This is a genomic window from Ruegeria sp. CDSB013 (genome assembly GCF_059611165.1).
On record NZ_JBXWPA010000006.1, the window covers coordinates 214,958 to 237,847 of the forward strand.

At 55.9% G+C, this 22,890-nt stretch carries 21 protein-coding genes; 14 read left to right on the top strand and 7 right to left on the bottom strand.

Features of this window, described 5'->3' with window-relative positions; all coding sequences use genetic code 11:
- The 9 genes from AC2FJF_RS12800 to AC2FJF_RS12840 all read left to right on the top strand — a co-directional run bounded on the left by AC2FJF_RS12800 (position 1) and on the right by AC2FJF_RS12840 (position 12,002).
- The gene (locus AC2FJF_RS12800; protein WP_496725744.1) at positions 1–1,218 is read left to right on the top strand and encodes an acyl-CoA dehydrogenase family protein; all 1,218 of its coding nucleotides are present in this window, start codon (positions 1–3) and stop codon (positions 1,216–1,218) included.
- Positions 1,215–2,387 (top strand): CaiB/BaiF CoA transferase family protein, encoded by a 1,173-nt coding sequence (locus AC2FJF_RS12805; RefSeq protein WP_496725745.1) that lies wholly within the window; start codon positions 1,215–1,217, stop codon positions 2,385–2,387. Before AC2FJF_RS12800 ends, AC2FJF_RS12805 begins: the two co-directional genes overlap by 4 nt.
- Positions 2,387–3,592, top strand: coding sequence for a 3-oxoadipyl-CoA thiolase (gene pcaF, locus AC2FJF_RS12810; RefSeq protein WP_496725746.1), 1,206 nt, complete (start codon positions 2,387–2,389; stop codon positions 3,590–3,592). The genes AC2FJF_RS12805 and pcaF overlap by 1 nt, the downstream gene beginning before the upstream one ends.
- A gap of 134 nt (positions 3,593–3,726) precedes the next feature.
- Positions 3,727–4,683 (top strand): tripartite tricarboxylate transporter substrate binding protein, encoded by a 957-nt coding sequence (locus AC2FJF_RS12815; RefSeq protein WP_496725747.1) that lies wholly within the window; start codon positions 3,727–3,729, stop codon positions 4,681–4,683.
- Positions 4,680–5,201, top strand: a complete 522-nt coding sequence (locus AC2FJF_RS12820) for a tripartite tricarboxylate transporter TctB family protein (RefSeq protein WP_496725748.1) — start codon at positions 4,680–4,682, stop codon at positions 5,199–5,201. The genes AC2FJF_RS12815 and AC2FJF_RS12820 overlap by 4 nt, the downstream gene beginning before the upstream one ends.
- A 10-nt stretch (positions 5,202–5,211) precedes the next feature.
- A complete protein-coding gene (locus AC2FJF_RS12825) occupies positions 5,212–6,723 on the top strand; it encodes a tripartite tricarboxylate transporter permease (RefSeq protein ID WP_496725749.1) in 1,512 nt (503 codons plus the stop codon).
- A gap of 53 nt (positions 6,724–6,776) precedes the next feature.
- Positions 6,777–9,677: an FAD-binding and (Fe-S)-binding domain-containing protein gene (locus AC2FJF_RS12830; RefSeq protein WP_496725750.1), complete on the top strand. Its 2,901-nt coding sequence runs from the start codon at positions 6,777–6,779 to the stop codon at positions 9,675–9,677.
- Positions 9,664–11,124, top strand: a complete 1,461-nt coding sequence (locus AC2FJF_RS12835) for a sulfatase family protein (RefSeq protein WP_496725751.1) — start codon at positions 9,664–9,666, stop codon at positions 11,122–11,124. The genes AC2FJF_RS12830 and AC2FJF_RS12835 overlap by 14 nt, the downstream gene beginning before the upstream one ends.
- A complete protein-coding gene (locus AC2FJF_RS12840; RefSeq protein WP_496725752.1) occupies positions 11,121–12,002 on the top strand; it encodes an amidohydrolase family protein in 882 nt (293 codons plus the stop codon). The genes AC2FJF_RS12835 and AC2FJF_RS12840 overlap by 4 nt, the downstream gene beginning before the upstream one ends.
- Here AC2FJF_RS12840 and AC2FJF_RS12845 read toward each other — a convergent pair.
- Both AC2FJF_RS12845 and AC2FJF_RS12850 read right to left on the bottom strand, forming a co-directional pair.
- Positions 11,990–12,949, bottom strand: coding sequence for a LysR family transcriptional regulator (locus AC2FJF_RS12845; protein WP_496725753.1), 960 nt, complete (start codon positions 12,947–12,949; stop codon positions 11,990–11,992). The genes AC2FJF_RS12840 and AC2FJF_RS12845 overlap by 13 nt on opposite strands.
- Before the next feature lie 73 nt (positions 12,950–13,022).
- Complete coding sequence (locus AC2FJF_RS12850; RefSeq protein ID WP_496725754.1) at positions 13,023–13,409, bottom strand: hypothetical protein; 387 nt, start codon at positions 13,407–13,409, stop codon at positions 13,023–13,025.
- A 227-nt stretch (positions 13,410–13,636) separates the two neighbouring features.
- On the opposite strand from AC2FJF_RS12850, the gene AC2FJF_RS12855 reads away from it, so the two are divergent.
- On the top strand, positions 13,637–14,566 hold the full coding sequence (locus AC2FJF_RS12855) for a LysR family transcriptional regulator (protein ID WP_496725755.1): 930 nt from the start codon (positions 13,637–13,639) through the stop codon (positions 14,564–14,566).
- Between the two features lie 9 nt (positions 14,567–14,575).
- Here the strand turns inward: AC2FJF_RS12855 and AC2FJF_RS12860 are convergent, their stop codons facing one another.
- The gene (locus AC2FJF_RS12860; RefSeq protein ID WP_496725756.1) at positions 14,576–16,036 is read right to left on the bottom strand and encodes a sulfatase family protein; all 1,461 of its coding nucleotides are present in this window, start codon (positions 16,034–16,036) and stop codon (positions 14,576–14,578) included.
- Between the two features lie 627 nt (positions 16,037–16,663).
- Positions 16,664–17,008 (bottom strand): carboxymuconolactone decarboxylase family protein, encoded by a 345-nt coding sequence (locus AC2FJF_RS12865; RefSeq protein WP_496725757.1) that lies wholly within the window; start codon positions 17,006–17,008, stop codon positions 16,664–16,666.
- A gap of 20 nt (positions 17,009–17,028) precedes the next feature.
- On the opposite strand from AC2FJF_RS12865, the gene AC2FJF_RS12870 reads away from it, so the two are divergent.
- Positions 17,029–17,775, top strand: coding sequence for a creatininase family protein (locus AC2FJF_RS12870; protein ID WP_496725758.1), 747 nt, complete (start codon positions 17,029–17,031; stop codon positions 17,773–17,775).
- On the opposite strand, the gene AC2FJF_RS12875 is transcribed toward AC2FJF_RS12870, so the two are convergent.
- On the bottom strand, positions 17,776–18,540 hold the full coding sequence (locus tag AC2FJF_RS12875) for an amino acid ABC transporter permease (RefSeq protein WP_496725759.1): 765 nt from the start codon (positions 18,538–18,540) through the stop codon (positions 17,776–17,778).
- Between the two features lie 10 nt (positions 18,541–18,550).
- Positions 18,551–19,294 carry an amino acid ABC transporter ATP-binding protein gene (locus tag AC2FJF_RS12880; protein ID WP_496725760.1) on the bottom strand — a complete coding sequence of 248 codons (744 nt, stop codon included), beginning with the start codon at positions 19,292–19,294 and terminating at the stop codon, positions 18,551–18,553.
- A gap of 123 nt (positions 19,295–19,417) precedes the next feature.
- Here AC2FJF_RS12880 and AC2FJF_RS12885 point away from each other — a divergent pair, with 123 nt between their 5' ends.
- Positions 19,418–20,194 carry a transporter substrate-binding domain-containing protein gene (locus tag AC2FJF_RS12885; RefSeq protein ID WP_496725761.1) on the top strand — a complete coding sequence of 259 codons (777 nt, stop codon included), beginning with the start codon at positions 19,418–19,420 and terminating at the stop codon, positions 20,192–20,194.
- 99 nt (positions 20,195–20,293) lie between these two features.
- Positions 20,294–21,307, top strand: coding sequence for an amidohydrolase family protein (locus AC2FJF_RS12890; protein ID WP_496725762.1), 1,014 nt, complete (start codon positions 20,294–20,296; stop codon positions 21,305–21,307).
- 56 nt (positions 21,308–21,363) lie between these two features.
- Here the strand turns inward: AC2FJF_RS12890 and AC2FJF_RS12895 are convergent, their stop codons facing one another.
- Entirely contained in the window at positions 21,364–21,951 is a 588-nt protein-coding gene (locus AC2FJF_RS12895) for a HutD/Ves family protein (RefSeq protein ID WP_496725763.1), read from the bottom strand.
- Between the two features lie 111 nt (positions 21,952–22,062).
- Between AC2FJF_RS12895 and hutC the strand changes: the two genes are divergently transcribed.
- On the top strand, positions 22,063–22,746 hold the full coding sequence (gene hutC, locus AC2FJF_RS12900; protein ID WP_496725764.1) for a histidine utilization transcriptional repressor HutC: 684 nt from the start codon (positions 22,063–22,065) through the stop codon (positions 22,744–22,746).
- Positions 22,747–22,890: the final 144 nt, after the last annotated feature.

The window sequence follows — 22,890 nt, forward strand, 5'->3', positions numbered from 1 at the left end:
ATGAATCAGGGGTTGAACCGCGCAACAGCTGGCCTGGAAGCGGGCAAATTTGCCGAGCTTCGCACCAAGGTCAACGACTTACTCTACAATGAAATGCTCCCGTTCGAAAAAGAGAACGGGCTGACCCATGAAACTCGGTTCGAACGTGCTCAGCTCGAAGAATGGTGGAAACGCTCGCGCGAATTGGGCATCTATGGTTGCAACCTGCCCGAAGAGTTCGGCGGCTTAGGTCTGTCCATCGATCAGCTGTGTACTCTGAAAGAGGATGCCACCCGGTCGAACGCGGCGCTTTATGGCTGCGTTTTGGGTGAAAACGGTGGCCCGATGAGGATCGGGTATATCATCACACAAGCGACAGAAGGGCAGAACGAAGAGTTCTTTTACCCGGCAGCCCGCGGCGAACGAGCAGGGTGTTTTGCGTTGAGCGAACCCAATGCCGGATCCGATGCTGCGCGTATTCAGACCAGCGCGGTCAAGGACGGAGATGATTACATCATCAACGGCCACAAACGGTTCATCACCGCCTCGCGCACGGCGGATTTTGCCATCGTCATGTGTGTGACTGACCCAGAGGCCGGAACCAACGGCGTGACGGCATTCTTGGTAGATGCAAAATCGCCCGGATACCGGATCGAAGGACACTACCTACCCATGTCGGGTCAACACATCGACAACGACATTATCTTGGAGAACGTTCGCGTGCCTGCGCGCAACATATTGGGGCAACTGGGTGGTGGTTTCAAATTGGGAATGGAGCGGATCAACATTAATCGTCTGCTGCAATGCCCGACAATGCTAGGGCACGCCCAGTTCGCGCTAGAACAGGCGGTGGACTACGCCAACCGCCGGGTGCAGTTCAAACAGCCTATCGCCAATTTTCAGGCGATCCAGCACATGATGGCCGACATGAAGACCGCCAACTTTGCTGCTCATTCGATGGTCCACGCAGCCGCCGCCAAGGCCGACCGGGGGGAAAACATCCGGACCGAGGCGTCGATGTGCAAAGTTTTCGTGGCAGAAAATGCCTTTCAGGTTGCTGACAAAGCGATCCAGATCCATGGGGCAACCGGCATGACAAAGAACCATCCAGTAGAATGGGTGTTCCGCCGCCTGCGTATGTTCCGCGTGCTCACCGGTAGTTCGGAGATTCAACGCAACACGATCGGAAAAGGCATCCAGAAAGAATGGAAAACCGCAAACCCGGAGGCCGCACAATGACGAATGAGTGGTCGTTTCTGAACGGTATGCGCATCATAGACTTGTCGCGCTTGCTGCCCGGGCCTTTTGCAACCCAGACGCTTGCCGATCTGGGGGCTGAGGTCATCAAGATCGAGGAGCCCAAACACGGCGACCCGGGGCGCTTTCTGGGCAACGACATGTTCGCCCGCCTGAACCGCAACAAGAAGTCGCTGACGCTGGATCTGAAATCAGACGAGGGCAAAGCGATACTGACCAAGCTTTTGGAAAGCGCAGATGCCGTCATCGAAAGCTTTCGTCCCGGCGTAATGGACCGACTGGGCTTCGGATACGAAGCGGTAAAGGCGCAAAACCCGGCCATCGTCTATTGTTCACTCTCGGGCTTTGGTCAAACCGGTCCCTATCGTCAACGCGCAGGTCATGATATCGATTTTTTGGCACTGTCGGGTTATTTTGCGGTGCCCTCTCAGGTCAACGACAAGCTCGCGCGTCCCAAGGTCAGACTGTCGGACTACGCCGGGGCGATGTATGGCGCGCTGTCGCTGGCGGTTGCCATGGGATCTGCCAAGATGAGCGGCAAAGGGCAGTATCTGGACGTGTCCATCACCGATGCGATGGTCAACTGGTCCTCACCGCTTGTGCGGATTGCGCATGATCTGTGCGACGGTGATCCGGATCGGATGTCCTTTGTGATGCCCGACAATGACATCTTTGAAACCAAAGACGGTAAACACATCGCCATCGGTCTATTCGAGAACAAGTTCTGGTTGGTCTTGGCCGAGATGATGGGTGACGAATTCCCCGACCTGCGGCGCGAGGATTTCCGCACCAATAAGCTGCGAAACCAGCAGAAACAGGCAGTGCATGAGTTGATGTCGGACATGTTCGCGTCGAAAACCCTGACCAAGTGGGAAGAGCTTTTTGGTCCGACCGATCTGCCCTGGGCGGTGGTGTATGAAGACATGCGCCTGTTCGAAGACCCGCATTTGATCGAACGCGGTATGTTTGGTGAATTGGGCGAAGGCAAGGACAAGACGTTTCAGGCCGGATACCCCACCAAATTCTCTGCCGGTCTGAACGAGTTTCAATCTGCTCCACCCAAGAAAGGACAAGACACGGATGAGATCCTGCGCAATCTGGGCCATGACGCGGCTGCCATTCAGGCAATGCGCGACGCGGGGGTGATCTGATGGTAGATGCGTTTATTTGCGATGCCATCCGCACGCCAATCGGGCGCTATGGTGGCGGGTTGTCTTCTGTTCGGGCCGACGATTTGGGCGCTGTGCCTTTAAAGGCGCTGATGGAGCGGAACCCGAACGTCGATTGGGCCGCTGTGGACGATGTGCTCTATGGCTGCGCCAACCAGGCGGGCGAAGATAACCGCAACGTTGCGCGTATGTCGTCGCTGCTGGCGGGATTGCCCGAAAACGTATCCGGCACGACATTGAACCGGCTGTGCGGCTCGGGCCTGGATGCGGTTGCTTATGGCGCGCGCGCGATCAAATCGGGAGATGCAGACCTGATCATCGCAGGCGGTGTCGAAAGCATGAGCCGGGCACCTTTTGTGATGCCCAAAGCCACCAGCGCCTTTAGCCGTGCCAATGAAGTGCATGACACCACCATCGGCTGGCGGTTCGTCAACAAGTTGATGAAGGCCCAGTATGGCGTCGATTCGATGCCTGAGACGGCCGAAAACGTGGCCGAAGATTTCGGGATCAGTCGCACAGATCAGGACGCATTCGCCTTGCGCTCGCAACAGCGGACGGCGGCGGCGCAGACGGCTGGCGTCTTCGCTGAAGAAATCACACCAGTGATCATACCTCAGCGCAAAAGTGATCCCAAAGTTATCGATACTGATGAGCACCCTCGCGCGGAAACAACCGCCGAGGGCCTGGCCAAACTCCGCGCACCGTTCCGCGAGGGCGGGTCGGTGACGGCGGGCAACGCGTCCGGGATCAATGATGGCGCGGCGGCTTTAATCATCGCCAGCGAAGAGGCCATCAAACGTCACGGGCTGACGCCACGGGCACGGATCGTGGCAGGCGCTTCGGCAGGTGTTGCACCGCGCATCATGGGCTATGGCCCTGCACCTTCTACACAAAAACTGCTGAGCCGAGTTGGCATGAGCATCGACCAGATCGACGTGATCGAGTTGAACGAGGCCTTTGCTGCACAGGCCCTAGCGGTCACGCGCGCCCTTGGGTTGCCCGATGACGCGACGCATGTGAATCCAAATGGCGGCGCCATCGCCCTTGGTCATCCCCTAGGCATGTCAGGTGCGCGTTTGGCTCTAACGGCCACAAATCAGCTCAATCGGAGCGGAGCTGCGCTAGCACTGTGCACAATGTGCATCGGTGTCGGCCAAGGTATTTCCGTACTACTGGAGCGCGTTTAACTGGGCATCGGAAAACATGATAGCCGGGATACGCATATAATATTTCTGCGATCAGCAAGCCCTCGCTAATCTCGATGCAATTCAAAATCCAATGACCTCATACGGTCGAAACTCATGTTTGGGAGGAAACAAACGTGTTCACACTTGCTAAGATCAAAACAGCCTTAACCGGCACTGTCCTAGCGGTTGCCGCTTCCATGGCACAGGCTGCGGATTTTCCCGAGCGCCCGATCGACCTGATCGTCGGCTTCAAGGCAGGCGGCGGCACCGACACCTACGCCCGTGCGCTGGCCAGCGCGGCTGACGCACATCTGGACGGGCAGCCCGTTGTTGTCGTCAATAAACCCGGAGGTGGCGGCCTTGTTGGTGGTCGCTTTGTTGCAGACCAGCCGCCCACCGGGTACACCCTCTATCTGGCGTCCGCGGGTTCGATGGTTCTGAAAAATCTGATCAAACCACAGGTTGTTTCGGAAAAAGACTTCAAAATGGTCGGCACCATTGGTGAGCTGACCGCCGGCATCTTTGTCCCCACTGGTTCGCCGATCCAATCGCTGGACGAGTTGATCGAAGCAGCCAAAACTTCGGACACCAAACTGCGTTGGGGTCACACTGGTCGCGGCAACGTCTGGCACATGGCGGGTCTGGGTGTTCTGAACCCCAACGACGTCAAAGCCAAGGACGTTCCATTCAAAGGTGGCTCAGGCGTGCGTGCTGCGCTGACCAGCGCAGATGTTGATTTTGGCGTCATGGGCGCGCACCTGGGCCGTGGGTTTGAGGACGACGTGCGCCTGCTGGCCGTGTTGTCAAACGACCGTCACCCGGCGGCGCCTGATGCCCCTTCGGCCAAGGAACTGGGCGTCGACTTCATCCCAGTTTCAACCCCGATGATCGTGATGGCTCCTGCTCGCACCTCTGACGAGGTTGTTGCGCAACTGTCCGATGCCTTGGTCGCGATCACTCAGGAAACTGCCTATATCGACACCCTCTCCAAGGCCGGCCTGCCGACTTCGAGCGTGAGCGGCCCCGATACCGCGTCGGCTATCGAAAACTCGAAGGTCGAGTGGGGCAAGTTGTTGGAAACCCTGGAATGACCGAGGGTGTTCAAAGTGAAGTGGCGCGCAAGACTGCGCGCCACAACATTTTTGCCGGATTGGCCTTGGTGGTGCTCGCGGCTTTCTTTTTCTGGAAATCCTTCAACATCTCGCTGGATTTCATTGATGAGGAAGGCATCGGACCAAGGTTCTTTCCACAAGCCATCTGTGTCGCCCTGGGCTTGATCGGCGTGACCATGACTGTTTTTGGCCTGCGCAAGCAAGTCGCCCCTGCTGACAAGTCAAGCTTTGAGATCAAACGCTTCTTTTCCGACGCAGTGCCGCTCTTTGCTTTGGGAATCGCCTTCGTCTGGATGTTCGGCGCCTTTGGTTACGTCACAGCCTGTTTCGTGCTGCTTTTGGTAGCCGCGTTGATCTTCGCCGTGCGTGGCCCTGCCCTGATCCTGTTGCCTGTCTGTGCGACCGTCGCGCTCTATCTGCTGTTCTTCAAGCTGATGACCGTGTTTGAACCGGAGGCGACCATTTTCAACCCCCTGGCCCTGATCGGGCTGAAGTGAGGGATATGACATGGAACTTCTGAACGGTTTCTACACCATCTTCACCACGCCCGAGACGCTTATGTTTGTAGTGCTTGGCGCGGTCCTGGGTGTCATCGTGGGTGCTGTGCCGGGGCTGACGGCCTCGGCCGCGATCGCCATGCTGGTGCCAATCACGTACTACATCGACCCGCTGTCGGCATTGGCGTTTCTTTACGTCATCGGCAAGGCTGGACGGTTCGGGGGGTCGATTTCCGCGATCCTGTTCAACACGCCTGGGACAACGGCGGCTGCGGCCACAGTGATCGACGGGCACGCGCTGACCAAGAAAGGACAGGCGGGCAAGGCGTTGAAAACGGCGACTGTGGCCTCGGTCATTGGCGACTTTGTCGGTGAGTTCATCCTGATTTTTGGCGCTCTGACTATTGCGCAGTTGACCCGAGAATTGGGTCCGCCCGATTACTTCGCGATCTATGTCTGTGCCTTCCTGATCATCGGTTCTGTCATTTCAGACTCGGTACTCAAAGGCATCGCATCGACTCTGTTTGGGGCAACGCTGGCGATGATCGGTCTGGATCCGATTACATCCGAGCCGCGGTTCGATTTCGGTATGGTCGAACTCTACAACGGCTTCTCGCTGGTACCGCTTCTTATTGGTCTGTTCGTGATCTCCGAAGTTTTTGCTCAAGTTTTCCCTGCGCGCAAAGGTCAAGAACATCATGACGAAATCCGCGCCAAGAATCCCGATGACGACCGCCTAAGCTGGGCCGAGGTCAAGCGCTGCCTGCCCTTCATCGGGCGTGGTTCGGTGATCGGTTCGATGGTGGGTCTGATTCCGGGTGTTGGCTCCGCCGTGGCGTGTTTTGTGGCTTATGGTTCGTCCAGGGCGAAAGCTGCAAACAAAGATGAATGGGGCAAAGGGGCGATCGAAGGCGTCGCGGCACCTGAAGCGGCCAATAACGCCGTGTCCGGTCCGTCGATGATCCCGCTTTTGGCGCTTGGTGTGCCCGGATCGACCATTGCGGCGATGCTCATGGGCGTGTTTCTGATCCATGGCATCCAAGTGGGGCCAAAGATCTTTGAGACCTCGGGCGACATCGTTTACGGTTTGTTCGCAGCCGGATTGATCGGGATCGCTCTATATGGTCTCATTGGCTGGTTCGGTGGTCCACTGATCGGTCGTGTGATCGACAAGGTGCCGCAGCGCCTGATCTATCCAACGATCCTGGCGGTGGCGCTGATCTCGGCCTACACGGCGCGCTCGTCGATGTTCGATGTCACCGTTGCCTGCCTCTTTGGTCTGATCGGCTACTTCATGCGGACTCTGAACTTCAGCCCCGCTGCCACGATCATTGCTTTTGTTCTGGCACCAGGTGCCGAACAAGCGCTGCGCCAATCGGTGCTACTGACCGATGACGGCTTTGGCATCTTCCTGCACCGTCCTGTTGCGCTGGTGTTCTTTGCCATACCGCTGGTTGCCATTGGTATTCGGATCATCGCCCGCATGCGGACGTCGAACCAAGCGCCCACGCCGCAAACCTGAAACCATGGGTTCGGGCGTATTTGCGCCCGGACCAACCCTGCAGGATCGCTAACATGCTGGATCACCCCTCCGAATCCTTGTCTCGGTATCTCGATGCGCTGCGCATAGAGGGATTTTCTGGTGATGTCGAAAACGATGAAGGCGCTCGTCTGGTCGCCGCCACGGACAACAGCATCTATCACATTACTCCCGACGCGATTCTGTTTCCCAAATCCGGCAAGGACGTCGCAATACTGGCCCGATTGGCGCAAGAGCATGACATTGCCCTGACAGCACGCGGTGGTGGAACGGGAACCAACGGGCAATCGCTGAACGCAGGTGTGATTGTAGACATGTCGCGCCACATGCGGGGTATCGAGACCCTGGATCTGCAGGCGGGAACTGTCACGGTTCAGCCCGGTGTCGTGCTGGACCAGCTCAACACTTTTCTCGAACCCCACGGATTTTTCTTTGCACCCACGGTGTCGACATCTTCTCGGGCAACAATCGGCGGTATGTTTGCCACCGATGCCAGCGGCAAAGGCAGCCGGATCTATGGGCGCATGTCTGATCATGTCATCGCAGCGGATGTAATTCTGGCCAACGGACGGCCTGTCTCTGTCACCACTCGCGGATCACTTGATGCGGAGCTTGGTCAAATGGGACATGCTCTGCGTCAGGACTTGGACGACAAGGCCGCCGAGATCGCCCGACGTTTCCCAAAGCTGAACCGGGGGCTGACCGGCTATAACCTTGATCAGGCGCGCGGCACGTCGGGTGAATTCGACTTTATCAAGCTTCTGGCCGGGTCAGAGGGGACATTGGCGCTGACCACGCAATTGACCCTGCGACTGACACCAATTCCAAAACAACGGGCGCTGACAGTTCTGGCTTATGACGACTGCACTTTGGCGCTCAGACATGTTCCGCATCTGGTGCAGGCAGATCCAAGCGCAATAGAGTTTCTGGATGACAAGATCCTTGCCCTTGCCGCCGCCTCGCCCATGTGGAGCGAGCTTGAGGGCGTGCTGGGCCAGATCGGCGATGCTGGCGGGTTCCTGTTTGTCGAGTTCATCGGTGAAACGGTTGAAGAGGTCACAGCCGGTCAAGAACGTCTGGCCCGAATTCTGAACCAAAACCACGTGTATGTCACAGCACAGGTGACCACGGCAGAACCCGACGAAATGTCAGCATTGTGGGAAATGCGCAAACGCTCTGTAGGACTGCTGGCCGCGGTTGAGACAAAGCGGATCGGGCTGCCTTTTGTCGAAGATGCCGCTGTACCGCCCGAAAACTTGTCATCCTTTGTCGCCGAATTCGGCGCGCTTCTGGATCAATTCGAGTTATCTTATGGCATGTTTGGGCATGCAGATGTCGGCTGCGTCCATGTCCGCCCAATGCTGAACATGCGAGAGCCGCAGGATCGGGCGATGATCCGCAAAGTCTCGGACGCGGTATCGGACCTGTGTCAGAAACACGGAGGCCTGATTTGGGGCGAGCATGGCAAGGGCGTGCGCGGCGAATATGTTGAACGCTATGTTGGTCCCGAGCTTTATGCGGTGATGCGCAAAATCAAGGCTTGGTTTGATCCCGACAATCGCCTGAACCCCGGCAAGTTGGTGACAGCCGCCGAAAGCGATCTGACGGTGATGAAGATCGACGCCGTACCCATGCGCGGCCCTCGCGATGCGGAAATCAACGAAGAAAACTTTGGCGCCTTCGAACGCGCGATTGCCTGCAATGGCAACGGGGCGTGCCACAACTGGGCACCTAGCGATCCAATGTGCCCGTCCTACAAGGCTACGCACGATAAGGTTCAGGCCCCCAAGGGTCGCGCCAGCCTATTCCGCGAATGGGCGCGTCTGCGCTCAACCGGCGAGGATGCCGCCCTTGTTGAAGAGGCGCTGAAACGCAGTCTGGACACGTGCCTGTCCTGCAAATCCTGCACCGGTCAATGTCCGGTCCGCGTAGATATCCCGGCGATGAAATCCGCCTTTTTGCATCAGTACTTCCAGACCCGCGCGCGCCCTGCACGCGATCACCTGCTGCGCCACATGGAGGGGCTTTCGCTTGCCTTCCGCAAGCTGCCGCGTCTGGCAAATCTGGTGTTGGGGAACAGCTTGACCAGGGCTGTGTTGAACCGGGGATTTGGCCTTGTCGATATCCCGCGCTATGCGCCGCTGACCGCAGAACAGGCGGTGCAAAACGCCGGGGGTCACATTGTTTATCCGGACACGACACCATCGAAATGGGGTCAGAATCCGGCACTTTTGATCCTCGACAGTTTCACTGGCGCATTCGACACCGGCGTGGTTGCGCAATCAACAGCCCTGTTGAAGAAGCTGGGATTTACTGTCTGGGCCATTCCACCTGTGGCCAATGGCAAGGCACGGCAGGTGCGTGGCATGATGGATGCCTTTGAAACGCAGCGCGATCAGACAACCGCTTTTTTGTTGCGGGTCATGCCCGACGATCTGCCCTTGATCAGCCTTGAACCCGCCGTGACCGACCTGCTGAACAAGGAATACGATCTGGGCGCGCGAAAAGTCATGTCATTGGACCTATTCCTGTCTGACATTCTGCACTCACTTCCCCAAATGCCCGTTGATGACACGGGGCGCTATACCTTGTTTTCACACTGTACCGAGAAAACAGCCGACCCCGCCACCCCCCGGCGCTGGCAAGCAGTGTTTCGGCATTTCGGCCTGACGCTCGACATCGCCAGCACCGGGTGTTGCGGCATGGCTGGGCTGTTCGGCCACGAAGCCGAACACCGCGACATGTCTAGCCAACTTTTCGAAATGTCTTGGCGCGAACCCTTAAACGCTGCCGGAACTGGCGCTTTGGCGACCGGGTTTTCCTGCCGATCCCAGACGGGGCGGTATGGCAACGTCAAACCCGCACATCCCAGCTCCGCACTTTTGGCGCGGATTGAAGCGCACGCACAAAATGGAGGCCGCAATGACCACCCCTAACATGATTGTCCTGATGTCTGATGAACACGCATCCAACATCATGGGATGCGCCGGACACCCATTTATCAAGACACCCAATCTTGACCGGCTGGCCGCGCGGGGCACCTTATTCGAAAACGCCTATACCAACGCGCCCATCTGCGTGCCTGCACGCGCCAGTTTTGCAACTGGTAAATATGGCCATCAGACCGGCCATTGGGACAATGCCACACCTTACACGGGCGAGCCGAAGTCATGGGGCCATTACCTGCAGCAAAACGGTAACCCGGTGGGTTCGATCGGCAAACTGCACTACCGCAACGCATCTGACCCAGTCGGGTTGGATTTCCAGCAGATCCCGATGCATCTGGTCAACGGTGTCGGCGACGTGCTGGGATGTGTACGAGAGCCGTTGCCGCGCCGTTGGAAAGCCCGCGATCTGGCCGACAGCGCAGGCGCAGGTGAAACTTCGTACACCACCTATGATCGCAACATCACCGATGCCGCATGCGAATGGATTGCCGAACGTGGCAATGAACAGGCGGGCGACAAGCCATGGACAGTTTTCATCTCGATGGTTGCGCCCCATTTCCCGCTGACCGCACCACAGGAGTTTTATGACCTGTACAAGGACATGGATCTCAAACCTTCGAAACCTGCGCGCGAGGATGACCACCCCTGGCTCAAGGCACTGCGCCATTGCTTTGTCTACGACAATTTTAATGAGGAACGCACACAGGCCGCGCTGACCGGTTATTTTGGGCTGGTCAGTTTCATGGACTACAATGTTGGCCGAATTCTGGATGCGATCGAAGCTGCTGGGCTGAACGACAACACAAATGTCATCTATGTCAGCGACCACGGCGACAACATGGGCGAGCGTGGCATGTGGGGCAAATCCAACATGTACGAAGAGGCCGCCGCCATTCCATTGATCTTGGCCGGACCAGACGTGCCCGGCGGCAAGGTCAGCAAGACACCGGTGTCGCTGGCAGATGTCTTTCCCACCGTACTGGAGTGCGCTGGTCTTAAGGCCAATGACCCTGAGTTGCCCGGCCGCTCGTTGTTCCGGATTGCGGCTGAGGAAGATTGCCCTGACCGCGCTGTATTCTCAGAGTATCATGCTGCCGGCGCCATGTCGGGGGCATTCATGATCCGCAAGGGCCCGTGGAAATACATTTATTACACCGGCTATGAGCCACAGCTCTTCAATCTTGACACCGACCCGGGTGAAGTCATCGATCTGGGGACCGCGCCCGAGTACGAAGCGACCCGTGCCCAACTGCATACTGAACTGCTCAAGGTTTGTGACCCGGATGCGGTTGACCGTCAGGCCAAAGCTGATCAGGCGGCGATCATCGCGAAACATGGCGGTGTTGAGGCGGTACTGGAACGTGGCGGGTTTGGCGCAACCCCTGCCCCGGGCGTTAACGCTGACTTTGTCGCGTCAAACGGCACCTCGACATGACTGGGGCCAACGCAGAAATCCCGAGCTGCGCGGCCCCGGATGGGGCACCGCGCGCGCCGCAATTTACAATGCCACCATTGGCCTGCGATTGCCATTCCCACGTGTTCGGCCCGCCAGAACGGTACCCGATGGTGCCGGACAGATTGTATACCCCTCCGGAAGCGTCATTGGCATCATATGAACATTTGCTTAAAACATTGGGGTTTCAGCGCGCTGTTATCGTACAGCCCAGCATTTACGGCACCGACAATCGTGCGACGCTTGAGGCCACGGCTACCGACCCTGAACGCTACCGTGCTGTGGTCGTGGTTGACGCTTCGATCACCGAGGATGAGTTGCAGCACATGCATGATCAGGGCGTGCGCGGAGTCCGGGCCAATCTGCTGTTCAGCGGTGAAAAGGCGATGACCGAGGTACGCACTATCGCCGACAAGATCGCGCCGATGGGCTGGCATCTTCAGGTGTTGCTCGACGTCAGCGCTTTCCCCGATCTTTACGCCTTTTTCTCGACCCTGCCGCTGCAGACCGTTTTTGACCATATGGGGCACTTTCCAGTGGCAGGGGGCATCGATTCAGAAGGGTTTCAGGCTTTGTTGAACCTGATGGGCACAGGCAAGGCCTGGAGCAAACTTTCAGGCGCATATCGGATCACTGGTCGGGCTACGCTGCCTTATGAAGATGTCACACGCGTCGCGCAGGCATTGGTTGCGGCGAACCCAGATCAGGTTGTCTTTGGGACCGACTGGCCGCACCCACATATTCCGGTCGCTATGCCCAATGACGGCGATTTGTTGGATGAATTGGCGACTTGGGCCCCATCCGCAGAAACTCGGAAAGCAATCCTGTCAGATAATCCGGCGCGCCTTTACGGCTTCTGACCTTCGGTTTGCACATGCCGAAACGTGCCTCGGATAATACCGCTGTCAAACAGTTCGTGGCAGATATCCAGCAACTCTTGCCGAACGGCCCGCGATCCCGCGTTCAGCGGCTGATTGCGTGGCCAGGTCAAGTAAACTTCGCGGATCAAATCTGGCTTGACCAAACGTTTTGCAGAGATTTCCCCGCGGCGCCAAAGTGCATCAATTGACGGCCACGGCAGCACACCCGACGTTACACCGCTGCGGATGTAGCTAAGCCTCAGCCGGGCGGATTCTGTTGTGACACGCAAGTTCAGCGCTCGACCCATCTTTTCAGCCACATCTTCGACAATTTCGCGGACAGCATGAGACTGCTGGCTCAAGACCAATGGCGTAGAGAACAAGGCTTTGACATCGATGGTTTCATCCCCGGAACAGGGTTTGTCGCCCTCTTTGCGTCGGGTCACCAAGTACAAAGGTTCCGTATAGAGATGCAGATACTCAGCCTTGGACGCTTTTTCGCGGGTCGCCAGGATACCCAGATCCACGCGGCTGTTTTCAATCATCTCTTTCACGTTCAACGCCAGCTCCTCCAGAATTCGAAGCTCGACCTCGGGATACTTCTCGGCCACCCTTTCCAACAACAACGGCGCAACATGAACGCCCAACATCGGCGGCACGACGATCGAAACTTCACCACGGGGCGTATCCGCCTCTTTCCGGACGTCATCGGTGGCTTGCTTCATCTGCGCCACTATCTTGCGGGCGTGTTGATACAGAACTTCGCCAGCCTTTGTCGGTTTGACCCCCCGTGATGAGCGTATCAGCAATTCGGTGGTAAGTTCTTCTTCCAGATTTGCGATATGCTGGCTCAACGCGGGCTGGGCAATATGGAGTACCCTCGCGGCACTGGAAACACTGCCCTGATCAACGATTGAAATGAAATAGCGAAGCTGACGGATGTTCATATCAAACTCTAGCAATTTAAGCAGTCTAAACCACTATAGCCGTGCCAGAGAAAGAAGAAAATCTGATATCAGTTCAACGCAGATCCTGCGCAAACGATGACCGCATCTGCGCCGCCCAAATACCATCAATCCGTGTAACCACCCACAGCGAAGGAAAAGACACCAAGGGCAGCCTGTCGTGGTCGAACCGGTTCACCATTACGTCCAAATGCACTTTGCTTTCGCTGGATTGCAGCACGTTCAGATGCCCCCATTCGGTATGGCCCCAATCGCCCCCAGCCCTCGTCTTAAAATCGCTGAAATAGCTGTCTGGGGTTTCCCAGATCTTTACCGCCTCGCCGGACAATCGATAATGTGGAAAGTGGAGCGTCGTTGATATGCCCGTGGCATCACGCGCATTCAGTGCCTGCACATGGCGATGCATGACCTCTTTGGCGGCCGCAATTGCGTCATTGTTCATTTGTGCCCCACTTTCGAACCGACGGATCCAATCAGAGATCCCAGATTTGGTAAAAACAGTATCAACGCGGGATTCGGTTCAAAAATACCTTTTTGATATGAGTGTTAGAAGAAATTCGGATCACGAGCTGATGGATTAGCTCGTGCACGGATTGAATAATTCCGGCAAGTTGGTTCCCAAAACACACCAAATTGGCACCAAGTCAGGGTTCAGAAATGTCCGCCAGAATGCCCAAAATTCCCTCACTCAGGCTGTTTGTTGAGGTCATGCAGGCAGGGACAATCGCAAGCGTCGCTGAGAAGATGCATTTGACGCCATCTGCGGCCAGCAGAATGCTATCGGCGTTAGAGCGTGATCTGGAACTGAAACTGTTTAGCAGAGAACGGCAGCGCCTGATCCCTACCGAGGCAGCTGAAACCTTTTTACCCGAAGCAATTCGAGCGCTCAGTGTCGTAGATGAGCTGCCGCGAATTTCCGATGCCATTCGGAATGGCGCGACCAAGGAGCAGACGATCCGGATACTCGGGTTTCCGCGAATGGCCGAGCAAATTCTCCCAAACGCCGTTCGCCGCTATTACCGTGAGACCAAGTCCAACACTCGTGTCAGCATCAGCGTTGAGGCCCGACATAGTATCAAACGTTGGGCTGCATCGCGCATGTTCGACATTGCGCTCACGACGGTTCCCGTGGTGCATGCCGGCGTTCGCGGAGAGCCAATCATCGACTTTCCCTTGTGCGTTACTTTACCTCGGACACATGGTTTGTCTGACCAACGTGAAATTCCTGTTCAGGCTTTGGCCAATGAACCTCTGTCGCTGATAGAGAGCGGTTCGATCATGCGTCAACGCATTGCTCGGGTGTTCGACAGCGCGGGGCTGATCCCAAACGTTCGGCAAGAAAGCGGAACGGTTGACGTCGCGATCAATATCGGGCTGGCAGTCGGCAGTTTGACCATTACGGACGGCATTTTCTCCAAGGCCCTGCTTGGGGAAACCCATGTGCTGCGCCGCATTAATACACAGCATTCTATTCCTGTTGGCTTCGTCGTCCCCGTCGACAATGAAGTCGACGGAGCCGCTGCACTCATGAAAGAAGCGATCCGACATGAGGTTCTGGCGTATAGGCAAGAATTGGACAAGATACTGGATGCCGACTAATCGGCAGGCTCAGATCTTCTCCAGATTGACTTTCTTGCCGGGAATGGGCGAGGCCGCAATGGAGCCGGAGTTTCTTACCGCGTCATAGCCGCCCAACTCATCAATCCGGGCCAACTGATCAGCCTTGCTGAGCGCGTTCAGCTCTTCGGGATTGACCATCTCGCACAGCAGTGCCGAAAGCTCTGCCTCTTTTGGGTGGGTGTTCCCACCGGCCAGCAAATCGATTGCTTCATCAGGGTCAGTCGCCAGATTAAAAAGCTGGTTGGGCATATCGACGTGATAGATCAGTTTCCAGTCACCCTGCCGTATCAGGAAACTGGAATTTACACTTCCCATCGCATGATACTCGGAAAACCCCGTTCTCTTTGGCTGCTCGCCATTGATCACTTGCAAAAGCGACCAACCCGGCAGGCCCCCGTCCTTTGGGGTTGGCACGTCAAACAGATCCAAAATAGTCGGGAACAGGTCCACATGACTGACACAATCTGATACCGTCCTACCCTCCGGCAATCCTGGACCGGCCAAAATTAGTGGAACACCGGCGGAATGCTCATACAGATTGGCCTTGCCCAGAATACCATGAGCACCAATTGCCTCTCCGTGATCCGATGTGTAAGCTATCCGCGTGGCGTCAGTCAGGCCCAGTTCTTCAGCCATATCAATTACTTTGCCAATTTCTGCGTCGGTCTGAGTGATCAGGGCGCAGTATCCGGCATAGGCATTTCTCAAGAATGCTTCGTCCATGCCCTGAGGCAACTGATTCATCCACGCAAGATACGCCATAGCTGGATGGTCATAGCGATCTGTCGCTTCCCACGTGGACGGCAAAGGCATGTCTTCCGGAGTGTACAGATCCCAGAACTCCTGTTTCGCCCGGAACGCGGGATGCGGACTGGGATAAGACACGATCAAGGCCCACGGCTCAGCGTTGTCGGCATTGGCGCGCAACCAGTCGATTGCGCGTTCGGTGATCTGGCGGTCATAAATCTGGTAATCTGTCTCTCCCGGCCCAGAATTCCCATAGATTGCCTTGTGACCCGCCCGACTTGGTACCCCATCTTCAGTTGCTCGCAACAACGTCAGTGGGGATCCAATGCCATCGACTACGTGCATCGTGTGAATTTCCTCGGCAAATCCATTGTCATCTTGCTCTGACCGATAATGCAGTTTCCCAATTGCAGTGACTGGCACGTTTGCGTCGCGCAGCCGATGGTGCCAGGTCTTAACTGATCCATCATACATCGTCGCGTTATCCCAGAACCTGGTTTGGTGAGGATACTGGCCCGTGGCGATCGCTGCGCGAGCTGGGCAACACAAAGTTGTGGCGGCGTAAGCGTTTTCAAAACGAACCCCACGCCCGGCAAGTTTGTCCAGGCTCGGGGTGAGCACAATTGAATGCCCCGCTGCGCCAAGAAAGTTGCGCGCATGATTGTCTGTCACAAAAAAGATAAAATTGCCGGGCGTTGCCATGGAGTTTCCTCAGATCAAATCCATTTACGCAATGTCATAACGGCAACTACCACGCGAGTTCGTGCAAAATTGGAAACAACTGGTTCGAAATTGACCAGCTTGACTCAGGAATTCAATTGGATCTGCGGCTCAAAAGCTCCGCGGCTTGCCCCAGTTCTCAAAACATGTGCGCAAACGGCAACTTACGCCTGGAGTCTGTCCATTCAAACATTTTGCCGAACTAGCCGGGTAACACCGATACGATCGCTGATTCAGCTCGCCATGCTCAAAAATTTGCAACAGAACCATAGGCGTGCCAGTAAATCGCCGCCACTGGCCCTTCCAAAAGTTTGCGACACATCCCATTCATTCAGAGGGTACGCCACATGTGCAGGTTCAAGACCATTGCTTCAGCGGCGGCAACGCTCGACGGAAGCGAAGTGTCGCACATGATCCATAGCGGCCAACTCACGCCCGAACTTTGTCCATTTCAGCAGTTCGCTGAGCTCGCCACCTGACTCACAAGCGAGTGCTCAAACAACTCAACGGGCTCAAATCTTGGCGACAAAACCAGATGAAGGTGCTGTTCAGTGGGTCAACAGCTCTGACGGATGACAGAAAAAGATGCACGCTGCCTTAGTTTGGCCCCTAAGCACCGGCACCAGTGAACTCGTCAAACGCTTCCAGCGCTTTTGCGCCAAAGGCGATCGAAGGACCGCCACCCATATAGCCGATCATCTCCAATGCTTCGCAAAACTCCTCGCGGGTAGTGCCGAGCCGGACAAGCGATTTGGTGTGAAACCCGATACAACTGTCGCAACGCGTCGAAATTGCAATGCCCAGGGCGATCAGCTCCTTGGTCTTTTCATCCAGCGCGCCATTGCGTTTGGCGGCTTTGGACATCGAGTTGAACCCCTCGAACATATCCGGCGCCTGTTTCTGCAAAACGCCTATACGTTCCATTGTTTCAGTGAGAAATCCGCTCCAGGACATCGTGTCTTTCCTTTTCTTGAATGGTTCTGTTAGCTGGCAATATGCGATTGGAAGAGATGACCTGGACCGAGGTCGAGACATACCTCAAAACCCGAAAGGGAGTTATTCTGCCGACCGGGTCCATCGAACAGCACGGACCCATCGGTCTGATCGGTACGGATGCCATTTGCGCGCGCGAGATCGCCTGGGCTGCGGCCGATATCGCTAGCGCGATAGTGGCACCCGAACTGGCTTACGCCCCTGCGCCGTTCAACATGAGCTTTCCGGGCACCGTCTCGCTGAGCACCGGTCTCTACGGCGATCTGGCGAGAGAGGTTATGCATGGGCTGGCCCACCATGGATTCTCGATGATCTATGTTTTGAACGGCCACGGTGCCAACCTTGAGCCCTTGCGGAAGGCGGCCCACGACGTAAGTGCGACAGTCCGAATTCGGAGCTGGTGGGACTTTGACCGGGTCAACAAACTCCGACGTGGCTACTACGGCGACTGGGAGGGTATGCACGCCACCCCATCCGAGGTCGCGATTACACAGGCCACCCATCGCGTTGTTCAGGCCAGAGTCACGAGTCCTCCGCGCAAGCTTTCTGCCGAGTACATCGCGGCCCACGCGGGTGACCGCCATGGGCCGCCCGATGAACATCGGCGCGACTTTCCCGATGGGCGCGTTGGGTCCTATTCTGAACTGGCCCGACCCGAACACGGGCGTGAACTCGTCAATGCCGCGGCGCAGGCCGTCGCCGCGGATTTCGCCAGCTTTGTTCATTGATCAGCGGCTTTCGTCCGATCTCATTTTTCGTTCCAGCCAGCGCACGAAGAAGCTGATGATCAGGACGAGAACAAGATATTCAAAGATCAAAAGCGTATAGATCTCAAGCGGTCGGTATTCCGTTACGACCAACTCGTTGGCACGGCGCGTCAACTCCTGCATCCCGATCACCGAGGCAAAGGCGGACATCTTTACAATATAGATGAACTGGTTCGCCAACGGGGGTAGAATCCGCTTAATCGCCTGCGGCAGGATTACATACTGCATCGTCTGGCGGTAGTTCAGGCCAACAGTTTTTGCCGCTTCGGTCTGACCCTTGTCAATCGACTGGATGCCCGAGCGGTAGATCTCGGCGGTGAATGCACTATCCGAAATGGCCAGCGTGATGATCGCGCCCCAGAACGCGTCGATGCTGATATTGATACCGATTGATTTCAGAACAACCGGGAATCCGTAAAATACCCAGAACAACATCGGCAGGAGCGGTATGGCGCGGATGAATTCAATGTAGACCCTGCTTGGTAACCGCAGCCATCGGTTTGAAGACATGCCCGGCAGGGCAACCAGAAGCCCGATGGCCATTGATAGAACGGCGGCAATCAACGACAGGCTGATCGTCGACCAGAAACCCGACAAAAGAAATCGGATGTTGTTCTGACCCGTTTCTGTAGAGGGGTTGACGACGTACCATCCCCAGTTGCCCGAAGAACTACAACCGGCGAGAATGACAAGCGCACAAAGAGCGACAAGCGTTGTACGTTTCATGTGATACCCCTTAGTGCTGAAGGATCTGGCTGAGGAAAAGCTTGCAACGTTCTGATTTAGGTGCCTCGAAGAAATCTTCGGGTGTACCTGTTTCGATCACCTCGCCCTGATCCATAAAGATCATCCGGTCCGCTGCCTTGCGCGCGAACCCCATCTCGTGGGTGACGCAGATCATCGTCATTCCCTCTTGGGCAAGATCCACGATCACGTCGAGCACTTCTGAAATCATTTCGGGGTCTAGCGCCGAGGTGGGCTCGTCAAAAAGCATGATCTTGGGCTCCATGCAAAGTGAGCGCGCTATGGCGACCCGTTGTTGCTGACCACCGGAAAGTTCGGTTGGCCGCTTGTGCGCCTGATCAGGAATCCGGACTCGTTCGAGATATGTCATGGCGCGTTCTTCCGCGTCCGATTTCGACAGGCCACGTGCCTTGATTGGTCCTAGCGTCAGATTTTGGAGAATTGTCAGGTGGGGGAACAAGTTGAACTGCTGAAACACCATGCCAACCTCGGATCGGATTTCTTCGGCGGCCTTTTTGTCCGTCATTTTGATCCCGTCGACCGTGATCGAACCGGAATCATGCTCCTCCAGAGAATTCACACATCGTATGAGCGTTGATTTGCCGGATCCCGAAGGCCCGCATACAACAATTCTTTCCCCAAGCGAGACATCCAGATTGATGTCTCTGAGCGCGTGATAGTCTCCGTACCACTTATTCAAGTCGCGGATTGTGATGACCGGCGATGCATCTGACATAGACCTGCCCCTTTGAGATTGTTAGCGTAAGACTAGCTTTGCCTTCAAATTAAAACTATACAAAATGTGATAAATACAGACATAAATCTGGTTGCGAACGCGCGAACAAAAGGGGAGGAAGCGATGAAGCTGCTGAAATCAATGGGCCTGGCCGCGGGTCTTGTACTTGGAATGCTCACAGGGGCGGCCAATGCCCAATCGGCTCTGAATGACATACTGAACAATGGGGTGCTGAAAGTCGGGACAACCGGCGACTGGAACCCGATGTCCGTCCGGGATCCGGCAACCAATTCCTACAAGGGATATGATATCGACGTCATGACCCAACTCGCCGAAGATCTGGGCGTGGAGCTTGAATTCGTGGCAACGGATTGGAAGACCCTGGTAAACGGTGTCGTTGCCGGGAACTATCACATTACAGGTTCGGCCTCTATCAGCCCGCCCCGCCTGAAAGCTGCCGGGTATTCGAATAGCTATATCTCAGTTGAAATCTATCCCTTTACGACTGAAGAAAAGGCTGAAAACTTCTCGGATTGGGACTCGATCAACAACGGGGAAGTCAAGGTTGCGACCACCTTGGGGACGACATTCGAGAAAAGCGTCCGCGAGTGGTTCCCTGACGCTGATATCAAGGTTGTTGAGGCACCGGCACGCGGTTTCCAAGAGGTTCTGGCAGGGCGCGCTGATGTTTTCATCACATCGAATATCGAAGGTTCGACCTTGCTCGAAAAATTCCCAAACCTGCGTCAGATTGAAGTAACTGAGGCGCGTGCACCGACACCGATCGCGATGCTGATGCCCCAAAGCGATCAGGTATGGATCAACTACGTGAACAGCTGGATCGAACTGCGCCAGTCGCAGGGATTCTTCGCGGCGACCGCCGCAAAATGGGGCCTGTAACGTTCTGACTTTGACACTGTAAAAGGCCCGCTGTGATAATCAATCGGTGGGCCTTTTCTGTGCGCTACGTCAGTAATCGAGATGTCAGGAGAGACCGATATGCGCATTGACATGCATTCCCATTACTACGGTGGTGGGCTGGTCGAAACTTTGCGCGCCCGAAAGTCGCATCCTCGCCTCCGAACGCGCAGAGATGGGGTCACTGTGATGTCAGCGATGAATGGAGAATTTCCGTTCACCGATGCCTATCATGACCCGCAAGTGTGTCTGGCCGAAATGCGAAAGCAGGGACTGACGCACCGCTTGCTGACCTTCCCCGGAGCACTTGGCGCTGATCTGTTGCCCGCCACGGAAATTGCACCGGTCATCTCTGCCTTTAACGATCACCTTGCCCAGTTGGGAATTGATAGCGATGGTGCCCTGATCGGGCTGGCCGGAGTGCCGCTGGATGATCTTGATATTGCCTGTGCAGAGCTTCGCCGTGTTCGTCGCGATCTGGGTTTGCCGGGAATTATTTTGCCGTCGAACTATTTCAACTCTCTGGCCGAAGCTGACTCATTGCGACCGCTATTGGAAGCGGCAAACGAATACGGCTGTCACATCATGCTGCACCCTGGTCTGAAAGTCGGGCAAAACCCGCCGCCGCGCCCCGCGGACCTGATGCAATACCGACTGTCCGCAGTGGAACTGCAATCCAGCGCTTCTCAGGTCGCCTTGACCATGATCATGTCAGACCTGTTGGATTCTTACCCGGCTGTTTCCTTTCAGATAGTCAATTTGGGCGGCACGCTCCCCTTTATTTTTGAGCGGTTAGAAAGCATTGCGCGGCATCGCAACCCGGATGATCCGTTCCCGACCCAGCGTCTGCGTCGGCTCTGGTACGATTGCGCTTCGCTTGGGCCACGTGCGTTGGAGGCAGCTGTTAAGCTTTTGGGTGCAGACAGGATTATGCTGGGATCGGATTATCCGATCTTCACGGACGATCCTTATACGCATGCGGTTGTTCCGGCAGTACTGACCGCCGAAGAAAAGGAGCAGGTGACGTGGAAAACAGCGAACGCATTGCTGAGCCACCTGTCGGAACTTCGCGCGCAAAAATGCACCCCGGGCTAATTTCAATGCGTGACAGCCAAGTTACCTCCCATAGTAGATTGAGGTTCTCTTGCCCGCTATCGGTTCTTGAGGCGCGCCAATAATGTAATGCTGTCTTCAAAACCGATGGCTGTGAAATTGCCATCCTTGAGGATCCCAGCCTCAGTGGGCTCAACCCTGTGTCCGTCGATAGAGCAGCCCTTGTACACTGAAAACAGACACAGAACTTCGTTCGGACCCGCTTGGATCTCATGAGTGTCCTCACCGGTCAGGCAATCCACGGATGCAGCGCACTGAACAGGATCATAGATTACATTAAAATTGCGCACTGGACCCGCTGTCAGCCGACACGACAATTCAAGATCGCCTGAAAACCTCAGTGGATCGGAAAACCGCGCGTTCAACGGTGTTGCAGGGCCAACCAGATCAAAGCCATCTCCCTCGACAACGGTCAGGATACGAGACATGTCCGGAAATGTGAAAAATGGCCCGTCAGCTTCGACTTCAGCAAGGCTCACACGCCAGATGACGCCCTGCTCGCCACTTGCCCGTGCAATTTCTCGCGTGGTCCCCATGCCGTTTTTCCACAGGATGGGCCCCAGGGTTCTGGTTCGGACATGCTTCATTGCTGCTCGCATTTCGGGTCGATCATAGGAAAGCTGCATATGCTTGCTGTTGTTCGAATTGGACGCGCCGACGGTTGCAATCCCTCGCCACATACGAGTACAAACATTATGCAATAAATTTAGACATATAATAGGCCATTTGTCGTGCGGGTGAGCTATCAGGATATAAAATCAAACATCCTTGGCCGCATCCGCGACAACACCTGGCCTCCCGGCGCGGTAGTGCCTGGTGAGATTCAGCTTGCCAAGGAATTTGGCTGTGCACGGGCCACGGTAAACCGTGCAATGCGCGAACTGGTTGATGATGGTGTTCTTGAGCGTAAGCGCAAGGCAGGAACACGGGTTAAAACAGCCCCGACGCGCCAGGCCCGGATCACAATTCCGCTTATTCGGGAAGAAATCACCAACCTCGGGGCCGCCTATCGATATTCGCTTGTAGAGCGCGAGATCATCGCCGCCCCCGGCTGGTTGCGCGCTCAGGTCAAAATCCCAAAAGGGGGTGAGGTTCTACATCTCAGATGTATGCACTTTGCCTCAAACAAAGCCTTTCAGTTCGAAGAGCGCTGGATCAATCTTGCGACCATTCCTCAGGCACGCGATCAGTCGTTCGAAGAAATTGGGCCAAACGAGTGGCTTGTCCGTGAGGTTCCGTTTACCGAGATCGAACTGACGTTTTCAGCGACCAACGCCAATCTGGAGGTTGCGGAGTTCCTAGGGGAAAACGAAGGAACGGCCTTGTTCACCATCGAAAGAACCACTTGGCTGGTGGAGAACAACGTAACTCACGCCAAACTCTATTTTCCTTCTGGTTACAAAATGACGACCAAGCTGTGATGGCATTCGCATTGCGCTGGTGGGCAACCTCGGAAAGGCATCTGTTGTAAACGGTTCTGTCGCAAATATTTGGAACGGCCAAAGTCAGCGACTTACTGGATACACCTATCCTGCGATCTCGGCGAATAGCAGGAAGCCAGACGT